Origin of the sequence: Krasilnikovia sp. M28-CT-15 (genome assembly GCF_047159595.1) — a bacterium.
Classification (GTDB): domain Bacteria; phylum Actinomycetota; class Actinomycetes; order Mycobacteriales; family Micromonosporaceae; genus Actinoplanes.
Map to the genome: position 1 here is coordinate 2,852,548 of NZ_BAAGAK010000001.1, position 20,775 is coordinate 2,873,322.

Annotated in this window: 21 protein-coding genes and 1 pseudogene; 11 read left to right on the top strand and 11 right to left on the bottom strand. The window is 68.5% G+C overall.

Going from position 1 to position 20,775, the window contains the following annotated elements; all coding sequences use genetic code 11:
* Positions 1–117: 117 nt before the first annotated feature.
* Positions 118–690 carry a hypothetical protein gene (locus ACMCNO_RS13395; protein ID WP_412749746.1) on the bottom strand — a complete coding sequence of 191 codons (573 nt, stop codon included), beginning with the start codon at positions 688–690 and terminating at the stop codon, positions 118–120.
* On the opposite strand from ACMCNO_RS13395, the gene ACMCNO_RS13400 reads away from it, so the two are divergent.
* The 3 genes from ACMCNO_RS13400 (at position 676) to ACMCNO_RS13410 (ending at position 2,676) form a co-directional block, all read left to right on the top strand.
* Positions 676–1,152 carry a hypothetical protein gene (locus ACMCNO_RS13400; protein WP_412749747.1) on the top strand — a complete coding sequence of 159 codons (477 nt, stop codon included), beginning with the start codon at positions 676–678 and terminating at the stop codon, positions 1,150–1,152. The genes ACMCNO_RS13395 and ACMCNO_RS13400 overlap by 15 nt on opposite strands.
* A 10-nt stretch (positions 1,153–1,162) precedes the next feature.
* Positions 1,163–2,101 carry a carbamate kinase gene (arcC, locus tag ACMCNO_RS13405; RefSeq protein WP_412749748.1) on the top strand — a complete coding sequence of 313 codons (939 nt, stop codon included), beginning with the start codon at positions 1,163–1,165 and terminating at the stop codon, positions 2,099–2,101.
* A 212-nt stretch (positions 2,102–2,313) separates the two neighbouring features.
* Positions 2,314–2,676 (top strand): hypothetical protein, encoded by a 363-nt coding sequence (locus ACMCNO_RS13410; protein WP_412749749.1) that lies wholly within the window; start codon positions 2,314–2,316, stop codon positions 2,674–2,676.
* 14 nt (positions 2,677–2,690) lie between these two features.
* Here ACMCNO_RS13410 and ACMCNO_RS13415 read toward each other — a convergent pair whose 3' ends face one another.
* The gene (locus ACMCNO_RS13415) at positions 2,691–4,400 is read right to left on the bottom strand and encodes a DEAD/DEAH box helicase (protein WP_412753690.1); all 1,710 of its coding nucleotides are present in this window, start codon (positions 4,398–4,400) and stop codon (positions 2,691–2,693) included.
* A gap of 363 nt (positions 4,401–4,763) precedes the next feature.
* Between ACMCNO_RS13415 and ACMCNO_RS13420 the strand changes: the two genes are divergently transcribed.
* From ACMCNO_RS13420 to ACMCNO_RS13435, 4 genes and pseudogenes are all read left to right on the top strand, one after another.
* A complete protein-coding gene (locus ACMCNO_RS13420) occupies positions 4,764–5,123 on the top strand; it encodes a hypothetical protein (protein WP_412749750.1) in 360 nt (119 codons plus the stop codon).
* A 1,719-nt stretch (positions 5,124–6,842) separates the two neighbouring features.
* Positions 6,843–7,955: a calcium-binding protein gene (locus tag ACMCNO_RS13425; RefSeq protein ID WP_412749751.1), complete on the top strand. Its 1,113-nt coding sequence runs from the start codon at positions 6,843–6,845 to the stop codon at positions 7,953–7,955.
* Positions 7,956–8,507: 552 nt separating this feature from the next.
* Positions 8,508–9,333, top strand: a protein-coding gene (locus ACMCNO_RS13430; protein WP_412749752.1) for an IS5 family transposase whose coding sequence is annotated in 2 segments (ribosomal slippage) — positions 8,508–8,875 and positions 8,874–9,333 — 828 coding nt in all. Because the reading frame shifts where the segments join, the coding sequence is not laid out codon by codon here.
* 79 nt (positions 9,334–9,412) lie between these two features.
* Positions 9,413–10,791: pseudogene (locus ACMCNO_RS13435) on the top strand (IS701 family transposase).
* Here the strand turns inward: ACMCNO_RS13435 and ACMCNO_RS13440 are convergent.
* The gene (locus ACMCNO_RS13440; protein ID WP_412753922.1) at positions 10,788–11,384 is read right to left on the bottom strand and encodes a hypothetical protein; all 597 of its coding nucleotides are present in this window, start codon (positions 11,382–11,384) and stop codon (positions 10,788–10,790) included. The pseudogene ACMCNO_RS13435 and the gene ACMCNO_RS13440 sit on opposite strands and share 4 nt — an antisense overlap.
* Before the next feature lie 79 nt (positions 11,385–11,463).
* Between ACMCNO_RS13440 and ACMCNO_RS13445 the strand changes: the two genes are divergently transcribed.
* Positions 11,464–11,706, top strand: coding sequence for a hypothetical protein (locus tag ACMCNO_RS13445; protein WP_412753923.1), 243 nt, complete (start codon positions 11,464–11,466; stop codon positions 11,704–11,706).
* Positions 11,707–11,913: 207 nt separating this feature from the next.
* On the opposite strand, the gene ACMCNO_RS13450 is transcribed toward ACMCNO_RS13445, so the two are convergent.
* Positions 11,914–12,705 carry a nucleotidyltransferase domain-containing protein gene (locus tag ACMCNO_RS13450; protein ID WP_412749753.1) on the bottom strand — a complete coding sequence of 264 codons (792 nt, stop codon included), beginning with the start codon at positions 12,703–12,705 and terminating at the stop codon, positions 11,914–11,916.
* A 162-nt stretch (positions 12,706–12,867) separates the two neighbouring features.
* Between ACMCNO_RS13450 and ACMCNO_RS13455 the strand changes: the two genes are divergently transcribed.
* Positions 12,868–13,317, top strand: coding sequence for a GNAT family N-acetyltransferase (locus ACMCNO_RS13455; RefSeq protein ID WP_412749754.1), 450 nt, complete (start codon positions 12,868–12,870; stop codon positions 13,315–13,317).
* Here ACMCNO_RS13455 and ACMCNO_RS13460 read toward each other — a convergent pair.
* On the bottom strand, positions 13,290–13,664 hold the full coding sequence (locus tag ACMCNO_RS13460) for a hypothetical protein (RefSeq protein ID WP_412749755.1): 375 nt from the start codon (positions 13,662–13,664) through the stop codon (positions 13,290–13,292). The genes ACMCNO_RS13455 and ACMCNO_RS13460 overlap by 28 nt on opposite strands.
* A gap of 84 nt (positions 13,665–13,748) precedes the next feature.
* On the opposite strand from ACMCNO_RS13460, the gene ACMCNO_RS13465 reads away from it, so the two are divergent.
* Entirely contained in the window at positions 13,749–14,999 is a 1,251-nt protein-coding gene (locus tag ACMCNO_RS13465) for a nucleoside phosphorylase (RefSeq protein WP_412749756.1), read from the top strand.
* A gap of 74 nt (positions 15,000–15,073) precedes the next feature.
* A complete protein-coding gene (locus ACMCNO_RS13470) occupies positions 15,074–16,534 on the top strand; it encodes a carbamoyltransferase C-terminal domain-containing protein (protein ID WP_412749757.1) in 1,461 nt (486 codons plus the stop codon).
* Here the strand turns inward: ACMCNO_RS13470 and rpiB are convergent.
* From rpiB to ACMCNO_RS13500, 6 genes are read right to left on the bottom strand one after another with little or no spacing between them, the layout of a single operon-like run.
* Positions 16,531–17,490, bottom strand: a complete 960-nt coding sequence (gene rpiB, locus ACMCNO_RS13475) for a ribose 5-phosphate isomerase B (protein ID WP_412749758.1) — start codon at positions 17,488–17,490, stop codon at positions 16,531–16,533. The genes ACMCNO_RS13470 and rpiB overlap by 4 nt on opposite strands.
* The gene (locus ACMCNO_RS13480; RefSeq protein WP_412749759.1) at positions 17,487–18,191 is read right to left on the bottom strand and encodes an HAD family hydrolase; all 705 of its coding nucleotides are present in this window, start codon (positions 18,189–18,191) and stop codon (positions 17,487–17,489) included. Before ACMCNO_RS13480 ends, rpiB begins: the two co-directional genes overlap by 4 nt.
* A complete protein-coding gene (locus ACMCNO_RS13485) occupies positions 18,188–19,114 on the bottom strand; it encodes a TIGR03621 family F420-dependent LLM class oxidoreductase (RefSeq protein ID WP_412749760.1) in 927 nt (308 codons plus the stop codon). The genes ACMCNO_RS13480 and ACMCNO_RS13485 overlap by 4 nt, the downstream gene beginning before the upstream one ends.
* A 1-nt stretch (position 19,115) precedes the next feature.
* Entirely contained in the window at positions 19,116–20,126 is a 1,011-nt protein-coding gene (locus ACMCNO_RS13490; RefSeq protein WP_412749761.1) for a metallophosphoesterase family protein, read from the bottom strand.
* 13 nt (positions 20,127–20,139) lie between these two features.
* A complete protein-coding gene (locus tag ACMCNO_RS13495; RefSeq protein ID WP_412749762.1) occupies positions 20,140–20,478 on the bottom strand; it encodes a DegT/DnrJ/EryC1/StrS family aminotransferase in 339 nt (112 codons plus the stop codon).
* The gene (locus tag ACMCNO_RS13500; RefSeq protein WP_412753924.1) at positions 20,367–20,642 is read right to left on the bottom strand and encodes a hypothetical protein; all 276 of its coding nucleotides are present in this window, start codon (positions 20,640–20,642) and stop codon (positions 20,367–20,369) included. The genes ACMCNO_RS13495 and ACMCNO_RS13500 overlap by 112 nt, the downstream gene beginning before the upstream one ends.
* Between the last annotated feature and the right edge of the window lie 133 nt (positions 20,643–20,775).

Genomic DNA, 20,775 nt, shown 5'->3' on the forward strand with positions numbered 1-20,775 from the left:
GGTGCCCGTGATGGACGAGCACCGCGGCGGACGTACGGATCGCGTTCACGGGTTGATCGTGATCAGGTTCTCCACCTCGGTGACACCGGGCGCCGACCAGGTGCCAAACTGCGTTCGTTACTCAAGGGCGACGCACCTGGCCGCGATCACCGTGTGCGTATCCGTGGTGTTGTGCCTCGGACACCAAGCAAAGACACGAGAGTTCGCCGGGGTAACCACCTCGGCGATCATTGTTTCCGGGCCTGGTTGGTAGGTCAGCCGCAGGCCGATCCGGCTGTACAGCTCGGCCTTGTCGCGCGGGTCGGCGTCGCGGAGCAGCCGGAACAGGTCGTTGAACGCGTCGGCGATGGTGTCGAGCTGGTCGCTGGTCATCCGTTGCGGTGGCGCCTCGGTGAGGCCCAGCCGGGCCTGGGCGCCTCTCTTGAGGGCGGTGGCCTCGCTGATCCAGCCGGCGATGAGTGCCGGGTCGCCACCGGCGTCGAGCGTCGCCCGGTAGCGATTGATCTTGGCGTCGGCGTCAGCGATGGTCTGGCGCAGCTCGTCGATCTCGCCGGTGGTGTCGTGGGCGGCGAGCGCGGCCCGGTACTGAGCGTCGGCGACGCGGCGCAGGTTGTCGGCGAGCGTTGATCCGGTGAGTTCGGCGCGGAGGAACCGGTCGATCGGACGAAGATCGGCATGGAGTTCGTCCAATTCGGCCCGAAGGGCTTCCAGCTCAAGGAGCATTTCCAGACGATCGGTGACGCCAACTGCGCCGTGTCCGGCGGCAGCCTGCTCGTCACCGACGACGCGGCGAAGGCCATGGCCGGGGCCGACTTCGTCTACTCCGACGTGTGGTACGGCGACTACGAGGCGGAGATGTCCGAGGCGGAACGGCTCGCCGTGTTCATGCCCAAGTACCAGGTCAACGCCGAACTGATGGCCATGGCCACCCCGCACGCCAAGTTCATGCACTGCCTGCCCGCCACCCGGGGTGAGGAAGTGACCGACGAGGTGCTGGACGCGGAGTACTCCATCGCCTTCGACGAGGCCGGCAACCGGTTGACCGCGCAGCGCGCGCTGCTCGTGTACTTCCTACGGCCGGAGGTTCCCAACCCGATCAAGGTCGCCGCCGCTGAGGCCAGCCTTGAGGCGTCGCTCGCCGGAATCTTGTGAGGGTAGCGCCGTGTCCCGAATCGTCATCGCGCTGGGCGGAAACGCGCTCGGCGACAACCCGCGGGAGCAGCGGGAACGCATTGTGGCCTCGGCGCCAGCCCTGGTCGGGCTGATCTCCCAGGGCCACGAGATCATCGTCTCTCACGGGAACGGCCCCCAGGTGGGCGCGATCAACATGGCCTTCGACTTGGCGTCGCAGCACAGCAACCGGGCGCCGAGGATGGACCTGCCGGAGTGTACGGCGATGAGCCAGGGCTATATCGGTTACCACCTGCAGCAGGGCATCAAGAAGGAACTGCGCCGCCTGGGGATGCCGTGGCACGTGGCCACCGTGGTCACCCAGGTGGAGGTCGACCCCGAGGATCCCGCGTTCGCCGAACCGACCAAGCCGATCGGCAGCTTCTACGACGAGCAGGCCGCCGAGGTACTCAGGCGCGACGAGCCGGGCGTGGTCATGGTGGAGGACTCCGGCCGGGGATGGCGACGGGTGGTTGCCTCCCCTCGCCCGGTCGACATTGTCGAGCGGGACTCAATCTTGAACCTGCTCGACCACGAGTTCATCGTCATCGCGTGCGGCGGTGGAGGCGTGCCGGTGGTCCGGGATGCCGACGGTGACTACCGTGGCGTCCCAGCCGTGATCGACAAGGACTTCGCTTCGGCGAAGCTGGCCGAGGCGGTCGGCGCGGACTATCTGTTCATCCTCACCGCGGTGGACAAGGTGGCCACGAACTGGGGCCAGCCCGACCAGGCCGACCTCGATGAACTCTCCGTCGACATGGCGCTGAAGTACATCGACGACCATCATTTTGGGACTGGGTCGATGCTGCCCAAGGTGCAGGCCGCCATTGAGTTCGTTCGCAGCGGCCGGGGCCGACGCGCGGTCATCTGCTCGCTGGAGAAGGCGTCGCTGGCGATGAGCGGCGGGGCGGGCACGCTGATCCACGAGTAGCCGCCGATCGGCACCGCCTGACGCGCCGAAACGACGATGGCCTGTTTCTGAGCCGCACCGGCGGCCCTCGGTGATCGAGGTGTGCCTGCACCACCGCTCTCGTTGACGGGGAGCTGACTTCACGAGGATGGTCCCGGCGCGCCTGCCTGCACCGACGGCCGTTGCGGCGAGATCCCGCGCTGTGGCGCTCGAGCGTCACAGCGCGGGAACGAGTGACCGAGTCGATAATTGCGGGTAAGCGAATCCGGCTCGAGCCACTGCAGTACGAACACGCCGCCGACTACCTCGCAGCAGCCGGCGGGGACAACGAGGCAGCCGAGGTCTTCCGCTGGCAGAGCCCGCCGGGAGGCGCCCTGGCACAACCGGCCATGGTTGTGCGTTCTGCGGCATCATCTGTGATTCGTGATCGAAGACATGGTCCGGACCTGAGCGCCGAGATCTACAAGCAGCGCCACGCTGTTGAGTGCGGCATCAACCGACTGAAACGCAACCGCGCTGTCGCTACCATTTTCGACAAGCTCTCCGTGCGATATGAAGCGACCGTCACTGTCGCCGCGATCAACGAGGGGCTATGACGTTGTTACACGCCCTAGCGATCGAACCGTTCGCGGCGCACGGTTGGCCGCCGTCCCCGGATGGTGCTCTGCTGCAATGACCGGATCACCCGGTCCGCGGCTGCTTCGGGCACCTCCACCAGAGCGAAGCGATCGGTGATCTGGATAGCGCCCACGTCGCGGGCAGCGAGGCCCGCCTCGCCGGTGATGGCGCCCACCAAGTCCTGCGGTCGCAGGCCGGACCGGCGGCCGAGACCGACGAAGACCCGGGTTATGTCGTCGCCGGACGACCGGTCGCGGGCCGGGCGAGGCCGTCGGTCACCGTCGTACCGGTTTCCAGCCGCCCTGTTCTGCGAGTCTCGGCGCCGGTGCTCGCGTTCCCGCGGCGGTGCCGTTGACGGGATCTCGGGTTCGTCGACGTCGCCGCCGTTGGCGTCGTGCAGCAGCTTCAGCCCGGCCAACGCCACCAGTTCGACCTCGGCATCGTCGGTGAGCAGATCCAGAATCGGCCGGAACCGCTCCAGGTCGTCATCCTCACAGACCTCGCGCACGGTCGTGCGGAGCAGCTCCAGGCGCCGGGCCCGCAGATCGGTTACGGTGGGCAGCTTCTCCGCTACGATCCGCTGTCCGGTGAGTCGCTCGATGGTCCTGAGCATCCGCTGCTCGCGCGGCTCGGCCAGGGTGATGGCGGCGCCCGCTCGCCCCGCCCGGCCAACCCGGCCGATGCGATGCACATACGCCTCAGGCGCCGACGGCACGTTGTAATTGATGACGTGCGTCAGCTGCTCCACATCCAGGCCACGGGCCGCGACGTCAGTGGCGACCAGCAACTCGGTGCTGCCGCCGCGCAGCCGGCCCATCACCCGGTCGCGCTGATCCTGGCTCATGCCACCGTGCAGGGCCTCAGCACGGTATCCACGGCCGTTCAAGCTTTGGGTAACCTCGTCGACCTCCTCCCGGGTACGGCAGAACACGATCGCCGCCTGGGGCGCTTCGACGTCCAGTACCCGTCCGAGGGCGGCTGTCTTGTGGGCCCGCGCGATCAGAAACGCGCTCTGGCGTACCCGGGGCAGGATGTCCGCCGCCGCAGTCTCGCGACCCATCCGGATCCGCAGCGGTTCGCGCAGGTGCCGGCGGGCGATGGCATCGATCCGCGGCGGCATGGTCGCTGAGAACAACACCGTCTGCCGAGTGTCGGGCGTCTCGGCGAGAATGGCCTCGATGTCCTCGGCGAAGCCCATGTCCAGCATCTCGTCAGCCTCGTCCAGCACGACTGCGCGGACCTCGCCGAGCTGCAGGGTACCTCGCTCGATGTGGTCCAGAACCCGGCCCGGCGTCCCGACGACGATGTCCACACCGCGCCGCAGAACCTGCAACTGGCGGCTGATCGGCTGACCGCCGTACACGGGAAGGACTCGGACGCCCAGGTCACGGCCATAGCGGTGGACCGCCTGCGACACCTGCTCGGCCAGTTCCCGGGTCGGCACCAGAATCAGCGCCGCGGGGCCCGTCAGCGCACCGGCCGTGAGCCCTTGAAGAAGCGGCAACGCGAAGGCCGCGGTCTTACCGGTGCCCGTCGCGGCCTGACCGACCAGATCCCTGCCGCCGATCAACGGCGGGATCGCCTCCCGCTGGATCGGGGTGGGTTCCTCGTACCCGAGGCCACTCAGCGCGTGAAGCAATTCCGAGCGCAGCCCCAGGGCGGCGAAGTCCGAAGCGGCGTCCAACAGGTGGTCCCCATCCATACCCACAGAATACGAAGCCGGTCCGGTGCCCTGCGGAGCTATCGCCCCGGGCCGGCCGCCTCGCACCCGGCGAAGAGGCGGAAGACGGCGAACGACATCGGCGGCATGACAATGCGTCGGATGTAACCGCTTGCTGTGAGTCACAGCTGCCATCGGCGGTGCTTCCCCACCGCGAATGAACAGCGGACGGCGCGGGAGTGCGATCGGGTGCACCGTTCAGGTCGGCGGCGTATGCGGCGGCCGGGCCGTCGTCGGCCAGGGCCATCAGGCTAGTTTGTTCGGATGGGTCAGCTTGATGAGGTGGCGAAGCGTGATGGCTGGCGATGCTGGGTGTGCGACGAACCGGTCGACGCCGACAGGTCGGTGAACGACCCGCGCGGCCCCAGCGTCGACAGCCGTACCGCCGACCGGAAGGCGAAGGTTGCCGAGCGGCTCGCGCATCGTGCCTGCAACAGCCGCAAGGGCGCGGTCAAGGTGGTCATCGCCTGGCCAGACCGTCTGCACGTGGTGGAACCCGCGCCGCTGATCGCCGTTGCCGAACGCCTCGAACGCAAGGGCGGCCGCGAGTTGGTCGCGCGCTGTCCGAGCAGGAAGGATGCCCAGGAAGCGGCGGACTGGCTGGTCGACCGGTTCTCCCGGCTGGTGCCCGGACTTCCGGTGACCGGGAGCGTGGACGCAGGCGGTGGCCAGTTCCTCGTTGCCCTGGCCGCCGGCCGCCGCTGACCGGCAGCCCTGCGGGCGGATGCCGCTGGCGCAAGGGCCTTCGGATCTGGATGGCCACCACGCAACTGCTGCGTTACCGCACTCGGGCGTCCTTGCCACCACCGATCTGACGTTCCCGGTGTCCTGGGTGGCGCGCCGGGTGTCCGCATCGCGGACGGCGCGTCGTCGACCGGAACCGGCACGGAATGGACCGCCTGCACCTGGACGAACTGCTCCTCACTGACCAGCGGCGGATGGGCGACCGTCCGCGAGATCACCCACTGCGACGACCGCGTCGTGCGCTGCACCTCCTGCTCGCGGCAGAGTTCATCTGGCTCTCAAACACTATTCTCTCCACCCGGACGAACGAACGGTCCTCGCAGAGATCGACGGCGCGACCCCTCGTTGACCGTCGTGAGGCTGACCCACTTCCGCGCAACCAGGCGGTAGCCGTCAATAGTCGCTGGTGTGGCCGGGAAGCGTCGGAGCGGCAGGACAAGTTCACGGCGCGCAGAGCAGTTCCCCAGCCGCGATCACCGTGTGCATATCGCTGGTGTTGCGCCTCGGACACATTTGATCAAGGAATGACCTGCAGGTTCCCTGCGTGAGTTAATTGTGCCGGTAGCCGTATGACGAGGTCACTGGCGTGGCGGTTCAAGTCCCGCTTCGACACAGCCGTCGAGCGCATGCCGTGCGGGTGGTGTTCGGAAGCGGCCCGGCGTCCTCCAGCCGATTGCCATATTTCGGCCGCCAAGTGTCGGCTTGCGTGGGGCGGGGGCTCGTCTACGGCGCGGACGGCGGTGTCGTAGGCAACCCGGACCTTGTCGAGTTCGGCTTGAGGGTTGTTGAATCAGTCGGTGGACTAGATTCGGTGGAATCGCCTGCCGAGTCGTTCGAAATTGTTCTGGCGGAGTCGGTCGCGGGCTGGCGGTTTCGGCGGAATGGTAGGACGCGCCGTCGGCTTCGATGGCGAGGACCATGCGTCCGGGTTGGCTGAGGTGTTTGCGGCGAAGTCAGTACGGTAGCCGCCGACGGCCCATTGGCAACTGGCATCGATGCCTGCGGCGACCAGTTGGTCACGGACGGAGAAGTCGAACGGACTGAGTGCGGGCGTGTCGCGAAGCTTGCCGTCGAGATCTTGGCCGCCGCTCGCGGCGTATCGCAGGTTGCTGCCGAGCGGGCGGATTCGTGGTTTCCGGGATGACACGTCATGGCCAGCCCTAGTTGGCGGTCGACCTTGGACTTTCGGCTATCGCACGTGCCGCCGGGCCATGGCCGGCGCGATCCCGGATCCGCGCCTTCGCAGCGTCCGGGGAGGCGGTCCGCGCCGCACGGATCTCGTCGATGCCCCCAGTGCCGCCAGCATCCCGACCACCTGGCGGGCCAGCGACGCGACCCGGCCTCGGGCACGTTTCACTCTTGCCTCGCTGTCGCCGACCTTCCACGGTAGTGCGTCGACGATGCCGTGGGTGGCGGGCAGGGTGGGCCGTGACGTCCGGCGGGGACATGTCGGCTGTCATGGGCCGCATCGTCTCGCAGCGTCGCGACGGGCTCGGGGTGCGGTCCGAACCGCCGGCCCGCCGGCCCGCCGACACAGCCGCTGACTACCCGGCCGGATAGAGCCGGTCCGGCATCGCAGGGGTTGATCAGCCTCAGCAGGCGAGCTTGTAACATCACACACCACAGATGATCTTCAATAGTGCCTGCCATCCATCATTGCGCCACGCGCGGGGGAATTTCATGACACGTTCATCGCACCTGACTCGGGTAGGGGTCGTCCTGCTCGCCACGATCGGCGCCGGCGTTCTCGCCTCACCGGCGCAGGCGGCGTCCACTGGCATCGTCACGGTCATCAAGACCACTCAGGTGAAGTACACCGCCGGATCCGGCAAGGCCAACACGGTCGTCATCACCCGCTCCGGCCGGACCGTAACCATCGACGACAAGTACAAGATCAAGGCTGGCAAGGGCTGCAAGGCCGTCAAGGGCGACCGGACCAAGGTCCGCTGCAAGCTGCCGAAGACGCCGACTCGGGTTCTGATCTACGCCGGTAGCAAGAACGACACGGTCACCAACAAGAGCGGCATCCCGGCGCTCATCGACGGTGGCTCTGGCGCCGACCGGCTTTACGGCGGCTCCGGCAACGACTATCTGACCGCGGGAACCGGCAACGACACGGTCTTCGGGCAGGGCGGTAACGACGAGCTGGAGGGCGACGGCGGCCACGACACGCTCTACGGCGGCGACGGCGACGACCGAATCCACGGCGACATCGAGTACGTCGGCGCCACGGGCAACGACAAGCTCTACGGCGAGGCCGGCAACGACCGCCTTGAGGGCTGGACCGGCAACGACCTCCTCTCCGGTGGTGCCGGTGACGACTTCCTCGAGGGCGACATGGGCGGTGACAACTACAACACCAGCCGCAACGGGTCGGACGTGCTGATCGGCGGCTCCGGCCGGGACACCGCCTACTACGGCCAGCACGGCGCCGTCCGCGTCGACCTGGACGGCCAGAAGGGCGACGACGGCATGGCCGGCGAGCACGACTCCGTCGGCGCCGATGTCGAGGACCTGGTTGGTGGCGACGCCGACAGCGTTCTGATCGGCAACGCCTCCGACAACCGGATCTACGCCTTCGAGGGCAGCCAGAAGATCTACGGCCTGGGCGGCAACGACTGGCTGGACGGCGGCTACGGTGGCGATGAAATCCACGGCGGCGACGGCGACGACCGGCTGATCGGCATGGACTCAGCGGACCGGGACAGCGACGCCGACAAGGTCGACGGCGGGCCGCACACCGATACCTGCGTGGCCGGACCGCTCGACATCGTGACCAACTGCGAGAAGTGACCGGCACGGCTGGGGCGGCGGCGCTGCCCCAGCCGGTTCCCGGCTCGGCGGAAGTACCAGCCGCAGGCAGGACCGCCCATCTAACCTGCACTCCGCGGATGCGGAGTCGCGGTACGACGAGCCAGATTGTTTATCCTCCGAGCGCGGATCCCCGAGCCGTCCCCGCTCCGCGTCCTGGCGAGCCTTCTGCCACCTTTGTGGACGTTCATCAGGGCCGGTCGACGTAGCGGTCGGCGACGGTGCCAGCTAGGTCTGGGACTTCCATCTTCAGATGCGACACAGCGGAGGCGTTCGCGATTTGTTCCCGACCCAAGACCCCGACCTACCCGCCGGCTGGCCGAAGCCCACCGCTCCGCCACGCGGGCGTTGTCCGTGGCGGCTTCAGCCTGCTCATCTTGATCACTGCGGCGGTCGTGGTCTCGGCCTTCACCACCGGAGACATCGGCCAAACGTTGGGTTTCGCGGTTGGCGGCGTGCTGTTTGCTAACCTCGTCGGCTTAGTTAGAGGTCAGTTCAGAATGAGCGCACGCGGTGTGCGGCGATACCTTTGGGATGGCGCTGAGACTGCCGGGTGTGGCTGAGCATGTGCTGACTGATGCGTTGTGGTTACGGCTGGAACCGTTGATCCCGGTGCCGCAGCGCCGGTACCGATTCCCGGGCCGGCGCCGGGTCGACAACCGCGCCGCGTTGGAAGGGATCCTGTTCGTCGTACGCACCGGCATCCGCTGGAACGACCTGCCCACCACCATGTTCGGGGCCTCAGGCGCGACGTGCTGGCGGCGGCTGAAGGAATGGTACGAGGCCGGCGTGTGGCAGCAACTACACGAGGCACTGCTGGCCGAGCTGCGCGCGGCCGGGCTACTCGACCTGGCGCACGCGGCCGTGGACTCGTCACACCTACGGGCGCTCAAAGGGGGGCCGCACCGGTCCCAGCCCGGTCGACCGGGGCCGGCTGGGCAGCAAGCACCACCTGATCACCGACGCCAGCGGCCTGCCCCTGGCGGTGATCCTGACCGGCGGCAACCGCAACGACGTCACCCAGCTCCTGCCGTTGATCGACGCGATCCCGCCGATCCGTGGCCTGCGTGGCCGTCCCCGGCAGCGGCCCCGCAGACTGCTCGCGGACCGCGGCTACGACCACGACAAGTACCGGCGGCTGCTGCGGCAACGTCGCATCACCCCCATGATCGCCCGCCGCGGCAGTGGCCACGGCTCCGGGCTGGGCAAGCCGCGCTGGGTCGTGGAACGCACCTTCTCCTGGCTACACAACTTCCACCGGCTCCGCACCCGCTACGAACGCCGCGCCGACATCCACCAAGCCATGCTCAGCATCGCCTGCTCACTGATCTGCCTCCGCCGCCACCTCAACTCATTCTGAACTGACCTCTTAGTAGTGCTTTGTCACGTTCGGGTGGGTGACCGTGACAGCAAGGTGCTGAGGTTGGTGTCGTGGATTGATGGACACCGTCGCGGTGCAGCAGTTGGGCGATGATCTGGACGAGTTCGTCGCGGATGTGTTCGCGTCGTTGACCAGGGCGGGGTGGCAGGATCGGGCTGGGCACTATCTGCGGGGGTTGATGCTGGACGGTCGGCGTAAGTCGATCCAGCCCATGGCGGCCGGGCTTGCCGGGCCGCATGAGCAGGCGTTGAACCATTTCGTCACGAACAGCCCGTGGGATGCCGCCGCGGTGCGGCGCCGGCTGGCGTTGCGGATGGACGAAGCGATTGGACCCGCGGCGTGGGCGATCGATGACACCGGCTGGCTCAAGTACGGCACCGCATCGGTGTGTGTCGCCCGGCAATACACCGGCACGGCCGGGAAAGTGACCAACTGCCAAGTCGGGGTCAGCCTGAATCTGGTCACCGATACCGCTTCCTGCCCGGTGGACTGGCGGTTGTTCGTCCCCGAGGCGTGGGACGAAGCCAGCACGTGCGCATTGCCGGACGTGGCCGGGCGGCGCCGCCGAGCGGCGATGCCGGTCGACGTAGTGCACCGGGAGAAGTGGCGTCTCGGCATGGAGATGATCGACGAAGTAGTGGGCTGGGGGTGCGGCCGCCGTTGATCGTTGCCGACGCTGGATACGGCGATGCCGCCGAGTTCCGGCAAGGACTCGAAGACCGCGCGCTGACCTACGTTGTCGGCGTGAACTGCGCCCATACCGCGTTCACCGTCGAGACGCAGCGCACGGCACCGCCCTACCGAGGCGCCGGGCGTCGCCCGCCGTTGATCTACCGCGAAGCTGCGCCCAGCATCAAGACGCATGTCCTGACGGCAGGCCGAGGTATCGCCCGCCGGGTCACCTGGCGGCCGGGATCACGCCGCCGCGCCGGTAAGACCCGGGCGATGCACGGCACGTTCGTGTTTCTCCGGCTGCGCCCGGCGAGTCTGGTCCACCGCCGGGCCGCCGGCTTCGGTGACCTGCCGATCAGATGGCTGATCGCCGAATGGCCGCCGGGCGAGCCCGAGCCCACCCGGTACTGGCTGTCGAACCTGCCCGCCCACACCCCGTTTCGGCAGCTCGTCAGGCTGGCAAAGCTGCGCTGGCGCATCGAGCACGACTACCGCGAGATCAAAACCGGCCTCGGCCTGCACCACTATGAAGGACGCACCCGGCAAGGCTGGCACCACCACACCACCCTGGTCTCCGCGGCCCACGCCTTCTGCACCCTGCAGCGCCTGGACCCAAAACCAGTGCGCCGGAATGACCCTCTACGCCGTACTTCGACGCCTGCAACACCTGCTCGCCCGCCTCATCGGCACCTGCCCTACCTGTCAAACCCGCTTCCCGCAACGCACCCAACGCACGGGAAGAGGACCATGACAAAGCACTACTAGTGACTGTCTATGTGGAGAATCCGCAGGTCCGGTCCGAGCTCGACACTGCGGCCAGCCTCCGCCGCGCAGGTCACATCGACAATCCCAACTGTCGCGCCTGAGCCCCGGCCTAGCCATGATGCCCAATCGCCGAAGGTTCGGCGTGGGCCCGATATGATCGCGAAGCCGGGGAGGAGCCGTCGGTATGCGTCGATGCATGCGGCGTTGCCCGTGACATGGTCCTGTGCAAGCTCGACCCGGCTGGAGAAGTTCCTGGAAGACGCGGGCATCAAACTGACGTCCGTCGCCTCCCACACCCTCGGCGTCTCCGGACGGGCGATGATCGAGGCACTGATCGCCGGGGAACGCGACCCGCCGAGGTCCTCGCAGAACTCGCCCGTGCTCGGATGCGAGCGAAGATCCCGGCCCTGCGTGACGCGCTGGTAGGCCGGTTCAGCGACCACCACGCGTTCCTCTGCCGCACGGTGATCGACCGCATCGACGGCATCACCACGGTGATCGACGCGCTGACGGGACGGATCGACGAAGAGCTGCAGTCGCTGCAATCCGCAGTCACTCGCTTGAGCAGTATCCCCGGGATCGGCGCTCGCCACGCCCAGGTGATCCTTGCCGAGATCGGCACGGACATGGGCCGTTTCCCCACCGCACGGCACCTGGCCTCCTGGCCGGCATGTGTCCCGCAACCCCGAATCCGCCGGCAAGCACTACGGCGGGGCAACCCGCAAGGGCGACTCCTGGATCCGCGGCGCTCTCGGCAAAGCGGCGGCAGCAGCAGCCCGCACCAAGTACACCTATCTGCACGCTCGCTACCGCTGCTTGGCCGCACGCCGCGGCAAGGAACGCGCGCTGGTCGCCGTCGGGCACAGGATCCTCATCGCCATCTGGCACATGCTCAGCAACGACATCAACACCTAGATCTCGGCTCTGACCACTTCGTGAACCGCGTCGACCCGGCGAAACAAGCCAGCCGCCTCGTCCACCAACTCCAGCAACTCGGCTACGAAGCCGTCCTGACACCAGTCGGCTGAGGACGATTTTCGACTCAGTCCCCTGCTTGGCCAACAAGGCTGGCAATGACCTTGGCGCCGAGCTGGAGCACAACTTCGCGGAGAAGGCCGCCCGCTACCGGGGTACGTCGGCGCCGCGCGCCTCGTAGACCGTGCCGGCCAGCAGTGTCCGGGCCCGGTCCACCGTGGTGGCCAGCGTCAACTGCTGCGCCGCGGTGAGCACCGGCGAAGCCAGCTCGATTGTCGAGTGGAACATCTGCACCGCTGCGGCCACGCGCGCCAGCAGATCCTGGCCACCGAGCGCGAGGGCCTCGGTTCGCGACGCAGTCCACTGCGGACCTTCCGATGTCGCCGTCGCCGTCCACGCGTCGTTAACGCTGCGTAGCAGGAGCCGCCGATGCACGACGGCCACGGTGGTGAGCTGGACGGTGACGAACGGCGCACTCGCCGCCGCGAGGGCGGCCGCACCGCGCCGCAGGCAGGCCGCCATGCGCACGACATCCTCGGCGAGGTAGATCAGCCGGTCGGCTACCCAGCGGTCGCATGCCCGGTGGAGCGCCGGGCTCCAGTCCCACGCCCGCGCCTCGTCGCGCAGTGCAACGGCCTCGCTGTCTGGGTCGCGCAGCAGCCAGACGTTGCGCCAGGCCGGCACGGCGATGCCTGCGAGATCGGGCGAGGCGAAAGCCAGCCGCGTCTCCGCGGCCGTTCGCCAGTTGACCACGAGCAGCCGGCCGCCTTGCCATCCCGTCTCATGGCAGGGACCGTCGCCGAGCGCGACGATATCGATGTCGGACGCGTCGTCGGCGGTGCCTAAGGCGTGGCTGCCGACCAGTACCACGGCCTGCGCGCCTGCCGCTACCAGCCGGTCGGCCTCCTGGGCGGCAACGTCGAGCACACCGTCGGTCACCTCGACGAAGGTACCCGCAACGGGGGGCACCCTGGTAGCCCGGACGGTGCTAAATTTACTTCGCACGTCGCCTCATGTACGCGAGCACGAAGTCGTGAAAGGTGATGTCTTTTGGCTGAAACGAGAATCCGCCCTCTTGGTCTGTCTGATGTGGATAAGCTGGTGACGGCGGTCGAGCTGAACGAGGCGCCGCTGGCGCACTACGCCCGCATCGAGTTCGGCCTCTTCTTCGAGGTCGGCAGCTTCATGGAGCCCATCCGCGGCACGCTCAACGGCTACCTGGTGGCCGAGCACGACGGCGATCCCGTCGGCGGCGTCGGATGGAAGCCCGATCCGTTCGGCGTTCCCGACGTGGTGTGGCTGATCTGGGGGTATTTGCACCCCGCCAAACAGCGGCGGGGCATCGGCACGGTTCTGTTCGACGAGTTGGAGCGCCATCTGGCCGGCCTCGGCGCCCGCAAGTTCTACCTCGACGTTGGCAACGAGAAGGAGAAGGCGGGCGCGGTCAACTTCTGCGAGAAGCGCGGCTACGTGCGCGAGGGCGTGCTCAAGGACTACTGGCGCGCCGGCGAGGACTTCACCATCTATGCCAAGGAACTTCGCCCGGCGTAGGCCTCGGCGCGCACGTCCACGACGGCGGTGTCGGCGGCGGTGCGGTAGGTGACGAATGCCGTGTGGTCGCCAACCTCGACTCCCTCGACCACGTCCGCGTCGACGAGCGTGACCTCGGTTCGGACGAGCCGGCGGTCGCGGATGAACGAACGGGTCCGGGCGATGCCGCCGTCGTGTACCAAGTCCGCCACGATGATGTGCAGGGCGTCCTCTGGCAGCACCGGCACCCGCATCAGCACGCCGTTGGCGAGGCCGGCGTAGATCGGCTCCGGCACCTCCCTGCGTAGGGCATCGCGCACCTCGGCGGGCACCTCGTCCCAGCGCAGGCGACAGTAAATGTCCGACACAGGAGGAGCATGTCACAGCCCCCCAGCAGTCACAACCGCCGTCGCGCCCGCGCGGTGGGCCGGCCCACCGCACCGATCGCTCCGTTGCTGGAGTTCGACGGCCCCGAGTTCGCCTACCTCGAGCCGGCGGAGATCCTCGCCCGGGTCGACCTGCCCCGCTGTGCGGTGCTGTGCTTCTTCTCCGAGGTGCTCACGGCCCTGAGCGAGGCGCCCGAAGCCCGGCTGATCGCCGAGCTGCATTTCGCCCACGGGCGACACCCGATCTATGAGCTGCGCACCGACGAGGGCACGGTCGCGGTCGTCCACCCCGGCGTCGGCGGACCACTCGCCGGCGCGATCCTCGAAGAGTTGATCGCGCTCGGTTGTGACACGTTCGTCGCCTGCGGGGGTGCCGGTGCGCTGTCCCGGCAGCTGTCGCTCGGTGACCTGGTGGTGGTCGAGAGTGCGCTGCGCGACGAGGGCACGTCGTTCCACTACCAGGCGGCCGGACGCACCGTAGACGCCGATGCGCGCGCCGTCTTGGCCCTCGTCGAGGCGATCGAGCGTCAGGGCGACCGGTGCAGCGTGGGGCGGACGTGGACCACGGACGCACTGTACCGGGAGACCCCGAGCCGGGTCGCGCGGCGCGTCGCCGAGGACTGTCTCACCGTCGAGATGGAGGCCGCAGGGCTGCTCGCCGTCGCGGCGTTCCGGGGCATGCCTATGGGCTATCTGCTGTACGCGGGGGACTCGCTCGCTGGCGACCATTGGGCCGAGCGCGCGTGGAGCCTGCAGTACGACATCCGCGAGCGGGCGTTTCGCCTGGCGACGTCCGCGAGCCTCGCCCTTGGCGCGGCCACCCGGCCAGCGGCGACGGCCGATCCAAACATCGACCGGATACGGGCGGACCACGAAATATCCAGGGGGGCGATCGTGGAGTTTGCCGTCGTTGTTGGCGTGCGCACGTTGACGGTGGCGATGCAGGACGTCGATCCAGCCGTTGCCACTCTGGTTCCCCTCCGGCTCGACTGCTATCTGCGGCCCAACCTCGACCGCATGGTCGCCGGGCTCGAGTCCGCGCTCGGTGTCACGCTGCCCAACGAGCTGGCCGTCCACTTCGCCGGCTCGCGTAAGCTGGAGCGTTCGCCTTCGGCCTGGCACCGCTACCTGCCCGACGGTGACCTCAGCGGCGTTCGCACCGTCGAGCGGGTGCTCGTCCAGCTCGCGGCCGCGGCGACCGGCGCCGATGCCGGCGGCTCCGACGGCGTCGACCCCGCCAAGCTGCACGCCGTAACCTGCCCGCTCGTCACGGAGCGGATCGATCTGACCTTCATCTGTGCGCTCGAGTTGTTCTAGGGGTAGACATGCTACTGGTGTCGCTGGCTTCCAACGTGCATGACTCGTCCGTGGCAATCGCGAACGAGCACGAGGTGCTGGCCGTCCTCGAGGCGGAGCGGTTCACCCGCAAGAAGAAGCAGTGGTCCAACCGGGCTGGCTTCGAGGCGCTGTTGCAGCTCGCGCTCGATGAGACCGGCTACACCTTCGACCAGGTGACGCACTGGTCCGGCTCGGCCATGGGCAACGTGCTGTTATCCCACGAGCAGCGCCGCTGTGACTGGACGACCGAGACAACGATTCGGCTGTTCGGCACTGACGTGCCGTTTCTGGCCGTCAACCATCACCTGGCCCACGCGGCGTCGTTCTTCGCCAGCCCGTACGATTCGGCGGTGGTCGACGCCTGCGACGGCGGCGGTGACGGGCGCCAGCACGTCGCCTACCACGCGCAGCGTTGGCAGGGCGGGGCCCGGATCCGTGAATTGTCTGACGTGGACACCGGCGCGTTCACTGGCGTGTTCTACGACGTCTGCTCCTTCTACCTTTACGACCGGTATTGCCAGGAGGGCAAGTTCATGGGCCTCGCGCCGTACGGCGAACCTGACGACGCCGCGATCGCCTGGCTGAGCGCCCGCGTTGACCGGTTCTCGACGCAGCCCCACGAAGTCAGCTACGCCGAGCTGCACGAGCGGTTCGGCATCGACCGGTTCGACGTCGACGACCCGCGCTGCGCCAACCTGGCCAAGAACGTGCAGACCGTGTTCGAGGCCGAGCGGGTCAAGCAGTTGGCCGCCGTCGGCGACCTCGACGGCAACATCGTCCTGTCGGGGGGCTCGGCGCTCAACATCCACGCCAACACGGCGATCCGCGAGCGCTTCCCCGACTCGTCGGTCTACGTTGCTCCGTGCTGCGACGACACTGGCCAGGCGATCGGCGCGCTGCTCTACCAGGCGAACGTCTTGCTTGGTGTCAACCCGAAGGTGCCGCTGCCGTTCATCGGGCTCGGCTCGCGCCGGCCCGAGCCGGAGGTCACCGACGCCCAGGCTGAACGGGTCGTCGCCGACCTGCTCGACAACCGGGTGGTCGCATGGCACTGGGGCCGGGCCGAGATCGGCCCGCGTGCGCTTGGGCACCGAAGCCTGCTCTGCGCGCCGTTCACCGACGCGCACCGGCAGCTGGTCAGCGAGAAGGTCAAGCGGCGGGAGGCCTACCGGCCCGTAGCGCCCGTCCTGCTGACCGACCGGCGGGGAGAGTGGTTCGGCGGCGGCTGGGAGTCGCCGTATATGCTCTTCGCCGACCAGGCGACGCCGACGACCGTGCACAAGGCGGCCGCGGTGGTGCACGTCGACGGCAGCGCGCGGATCCAGACGATCGACGACGATCACGTGCTCGGCAAGATCCTCCGGCTGCTCGACCAGGCGACGGGGGTGCCGATGCTGATCAACACCTCGCTCAACGGGCCGGGCGAGCCGATCGTGCAGACCCACGAGCAGACGCTCGCCTTCTGCGCTGGCCAGCCCGACGTGGTGCCGTACCTGGAGGGCGAGCGGCGCTAACGCATGTGCTTGCCGAAGATGAGCATGTCCTCGCCGTCCTGCCAGAAGTCGGTCAGCACGCCCTCCCGCGTGTAGCCGCGCTTGCGGTGGAAGGCGATCGCCGACTCGTGCGTGACGGCGTTTCCGACGTCGAGATAGACCTTGCGGATGCCTTGCTCGACCAGCCGCGCCTCGGCGGCGTCGAAGAGCGCGGCCCCGATGCCGTTGCGCTGCAGGCCTGGGCGCACGTATCCCCAAACGAGCCAGTTAACGTGGGGCACGTCGAAGTGGTCCGGAATCCAGCCGACGACGCCCACGATCTCGCCGCCGATCTCGGCGACGATGTAGCGGCCGAACGGCGGGCGGCCGACAGCCGGAAACCCCGCGCCGATCTCCTCCTCGGCGACCGGGCGCAGCTCGGCGTCGTTGGCCGCGACGATGTCGAGCACGATCGGCAGGTCGTCACTGGTCATATCGCGGATCGTGCCGGCGAAGACCGGGTCCGGTCGCCCGGCGGACATGGCCGACGAGGGCACCGGCCAGGCCGGCGGCGACTCCAACTGCCCGACGCGCCGTGCGTGGCGGCCGCCCTCGAACGCCGTCGCAAGCCACAGCGTCACGATTTCGGCGGCCAGGTCGGCCCCGACCACGAACGCGCCCATCGCGAGCACATTGGCATCGTTGTGTTCGCGAGACAAGCGTGCCAGGTAGAGGTCGTTGCACAGCGCGGCCCGCACCCCGGGCACCTTGTTGGCGGCGATCTGCTCGCCCTGGCCACTTCCGCCGAGCACGATTCCCCGCTCGAAGCGCCCCTCGGCCACGGCCCGGCCGACGGCCGCGCAGACCGCCGGGTAGTCGACCATCTCCTCGTCGAAGACGCCGAAGTCGGTCACGTCGTGACCGGCCCTGGTGAGAGACCTGATCAGCATCCGCTTCAGCCGCACACCCGCGTGGTCCGCCCCGATCGCCACCTTCACACGACCAATATATTGGGTGGCTCATCGTCGAGCAGTCCTGCGAGCTCGTCGAGCCCCATCGTCAGCGAGTCGATGCGCCGTACCGCGGCGGGGAAGTGGCAGGCGGCGGTAACCGGCGATGGGCAGAGCAGCACCGGCATGCCGGCCGCCAGCGCGGCCCGCACGCCGGGCAGCGAGTCCTCGACCACCGCGCAGCGGGCTGGGGGCACGTCGAGGTCGTCGGCGAGGGCGAGGTAGATGTCGGGTTCCGGCTTGCCGTGCGCCACGTCGTCGACGGTGCAGATCGCGTCGAAGGCGTTGGCGAGCCCGAGCCGGGCCAGCTCGGCCGTTAGCTGCGCTCGCCGGCGGCCGGTGCCGAGGCCGACCCGCCAGCCGGCCCGCCGGGCCGCGCGGACGAGTTCGACGGCACCGGCCCGCACCGGCGCCGTGGACAGCCGGGGCGCGCTGCGCTCCTCCAGCCGCCGGTCCATGTCGGCGACGTCCACGTTGGGGCCGCACAGCCGGGTCAGGATCGCGGTCCACACCCGGTACGTCTCGGCGCTCGATCCGCCGAAGACCGGCCCGATGTCGGCCAGCGTCGCGACAGCACCGTCCTCGGCCAGCAGCTCCAGCAGGACGCTCGCCACGACCATCTCACTGTCGACGATCGTGCCGTCGAAGTCGAACAGCGCCGCCCGACCGGCCGCCGGCCAGCCGCTCATGTCCCGGCCAGCCGGGCCACAACCGGTGCGAAATCGTCGACCGCGTCGACGTAGACCACCCAGTAGCTCAGCCCCCAGCGTTCGCGGTGCGCCGTCAGCTGGCTGCAGATCTCGTCGACCGTGCCGATCAGGAGCAGCGGGCAGTCGGCCGCTTGCTCGACCGTGAGCCCGAGCGCGCCGGTGAGCCTGGCCAGCGCGCTGGACCGGTCGTCGGTAACCACCGTGTCGGAGGCGTAGCACTGCAGCTCGAGATCGTCGAAGCGCGCGCCGGCGGCCGCCCGTACCCAGATAAGGCGCTCGTCGAACCGCGCGGCCAGCGCGCTGAGGGCCACCTTGCGCCCCACCGTACCGGCCGCCAGGCTGGCGTTGACCCCGACGATGTCCGCGGTGCGCGCGGCCAGAGCAAGAACGCGCCGCCCACCGCCGCCGACACAGATTTTCGGGTACGGGCGGGAGAACGGCGCCGGCGCGGCGGTGGCATCGACGTTGTAATGGGTGCCGGTGAATCGGCAGGCGCCATCCGTCCACAGTGTTCTGACGATGTGCAGCGCCTCGCCGAGTCGCTCGACCCGCGCGCCGGGCCGATCCTGGCGCAGGCCGGCGGCGGTGTAGTCGTCGGTCAGCCAGCCGGCGCCAAGGCCGAACTCGAAGCGCCCCTCGGACAGGAGGTCGAGCGTGGCCGCCTCCTTCGCCAGCACGACCGGATGGCGCAGATCGTTATTGAACACCATCGAGGCGACGGTGAGCGTCCGTGTGGCGGCGGCCGCGGCGGTCAGCGCGACCAGCGGCCCCCATTGCCCGCCGAGGTGGTCGGCGACGTTGAGGGTCGAGTAGCCGAGCCCCTCGACGCGGCGGCATAGCTCCCGCCATGCCGGCCCATCGACTGCCTTCGATGCCTGGACGGCGAACCGGAACGGCTTCACTTCAGACCCGCGGGGGAATCGACAGGCACCGGTCGCCGAGCGAACCGAATGCGTAGTAGAAGTACTGACCGGCGAACATCTGCCGCGTCTTCTCGGTCCATGCGAGGGCGTCTGGCGCCGAGATGCGGTGGTGGATTTGCAGGATGCCGCCCTCGTGGACGCGGTACTCATGCCACGAGCCGGGGAAGTCCTTGACGCAGCCGGTCTCGATCCACGGCATCACCCCGGTCCGGGCAAACCGCCGTACCCGGTTGCGGTGCGTGTGGCCGGACAGGTATGCGGTGAGGCGCGGGTACCGGGTGTAGAGGTCGATTAGCCGAGTCGAGCCGGCCGCATCAATGCCAAACGACTGCCCGGGCGCGAGATGGCCGTCCGGATCCCACACGTGGTGGTGGGAGAACGCGAGTACCGGCCGGTCGCTCTTCGCCGCGATCTCCTCCAGCTCGTCGAGCTGAGCGGTGCTCAGCGTTCCCTTATCGGCGCCCGGGATTACCGTATCTAGCAGCACGAGCCGCGCGCCGGGCAGGTCGACGACCTGGACCGGCCGGCCGGCGAGCAGAACGTCGCTGGCATACGCGTCGTGGTTGCCGCGGATTAGGTGCAGCCGGTCGCCGAACACGGGGCGGTAGACCGACTCGAAGGCGGCCCACTCGACGTCGGTGCCGTGGTCGGTCAGATCGCCCTTGGCCACGACCACGCTAGGGTCGAGGGCCGCAATCTCGGCGGCCGCGGCGCGGCTCATGACATGCGAATACGGATCGTCGCCGGGCTCCGGGCGGCAAATCGGCCCCAGCGTGAACTCCTCGGACTCGCCGCAGAACGGCTCGCCGAAGTGGGTGTCGTTGACCGTCGCGAACGTGGCGAGCAGCTCCCCGTCGGGCACGGCGAGCGTACGGAAGGTGATGCCCTCGAACTCATACACTGTGCCGGGCTGGAGACCGTCGCGAACCTTCACGTCGAGCCCGTCGTGAAACACCGCCACGTCGGGACCGACGGTCGTCAGATCGGTCATCACATGCCGCCCTTCACCACATCGGCCACGAACGGTGTCTATATCGGACTGATTCAGTGTATTGGGCAGCGAGACGATCCGTCGGGCCTGCCGTTCGGCGAGTGGGAAGCGGGTACCTGCTGTACGGGCCGATCCCGCCGGACGAGCCGATGGGGCGGCCGGCCCAGGCCGCGCCAACCGCTTGGGCGGCGTCCTCGAGCACGGGACGCCCGGTGTCGTCGGCAATGGCCATGATCGCCGTCATGTCGCACGGTCGGCCGTTGAGGTTAACCGCATGATCGGCGTGGTGTGGGCGGTGAATCGCCGCCGGCAGGCGCGCCGGGTCCAGCGTCCGGTGTTCGTCGACGTCCACGAAGTCACCGTTAGCCGGCGTTTTAGCAGGTGAGCGGTGTTGCGCCACTGCGTGTCGCCCGGATCGGGCACGCGGCCGTCGCCCAGCGCCGCGGTGACGGCCGCGATCGAATGGTCGAGGTCGTAGCGCAGAACGGGACCGAGCGCCTCGCTCGCGGATGACACCGGTGAACACACGGTCGGCGGTGGCCGAGACGCCCTCCATGCCCCGTTCGGACGGTTTCGGCCGCCACGTCTCCACGAGGCCGGTGACGAGTTCTGTCGTGACAGCGTTGCCGATGACGGTGGTGTCCGGTGG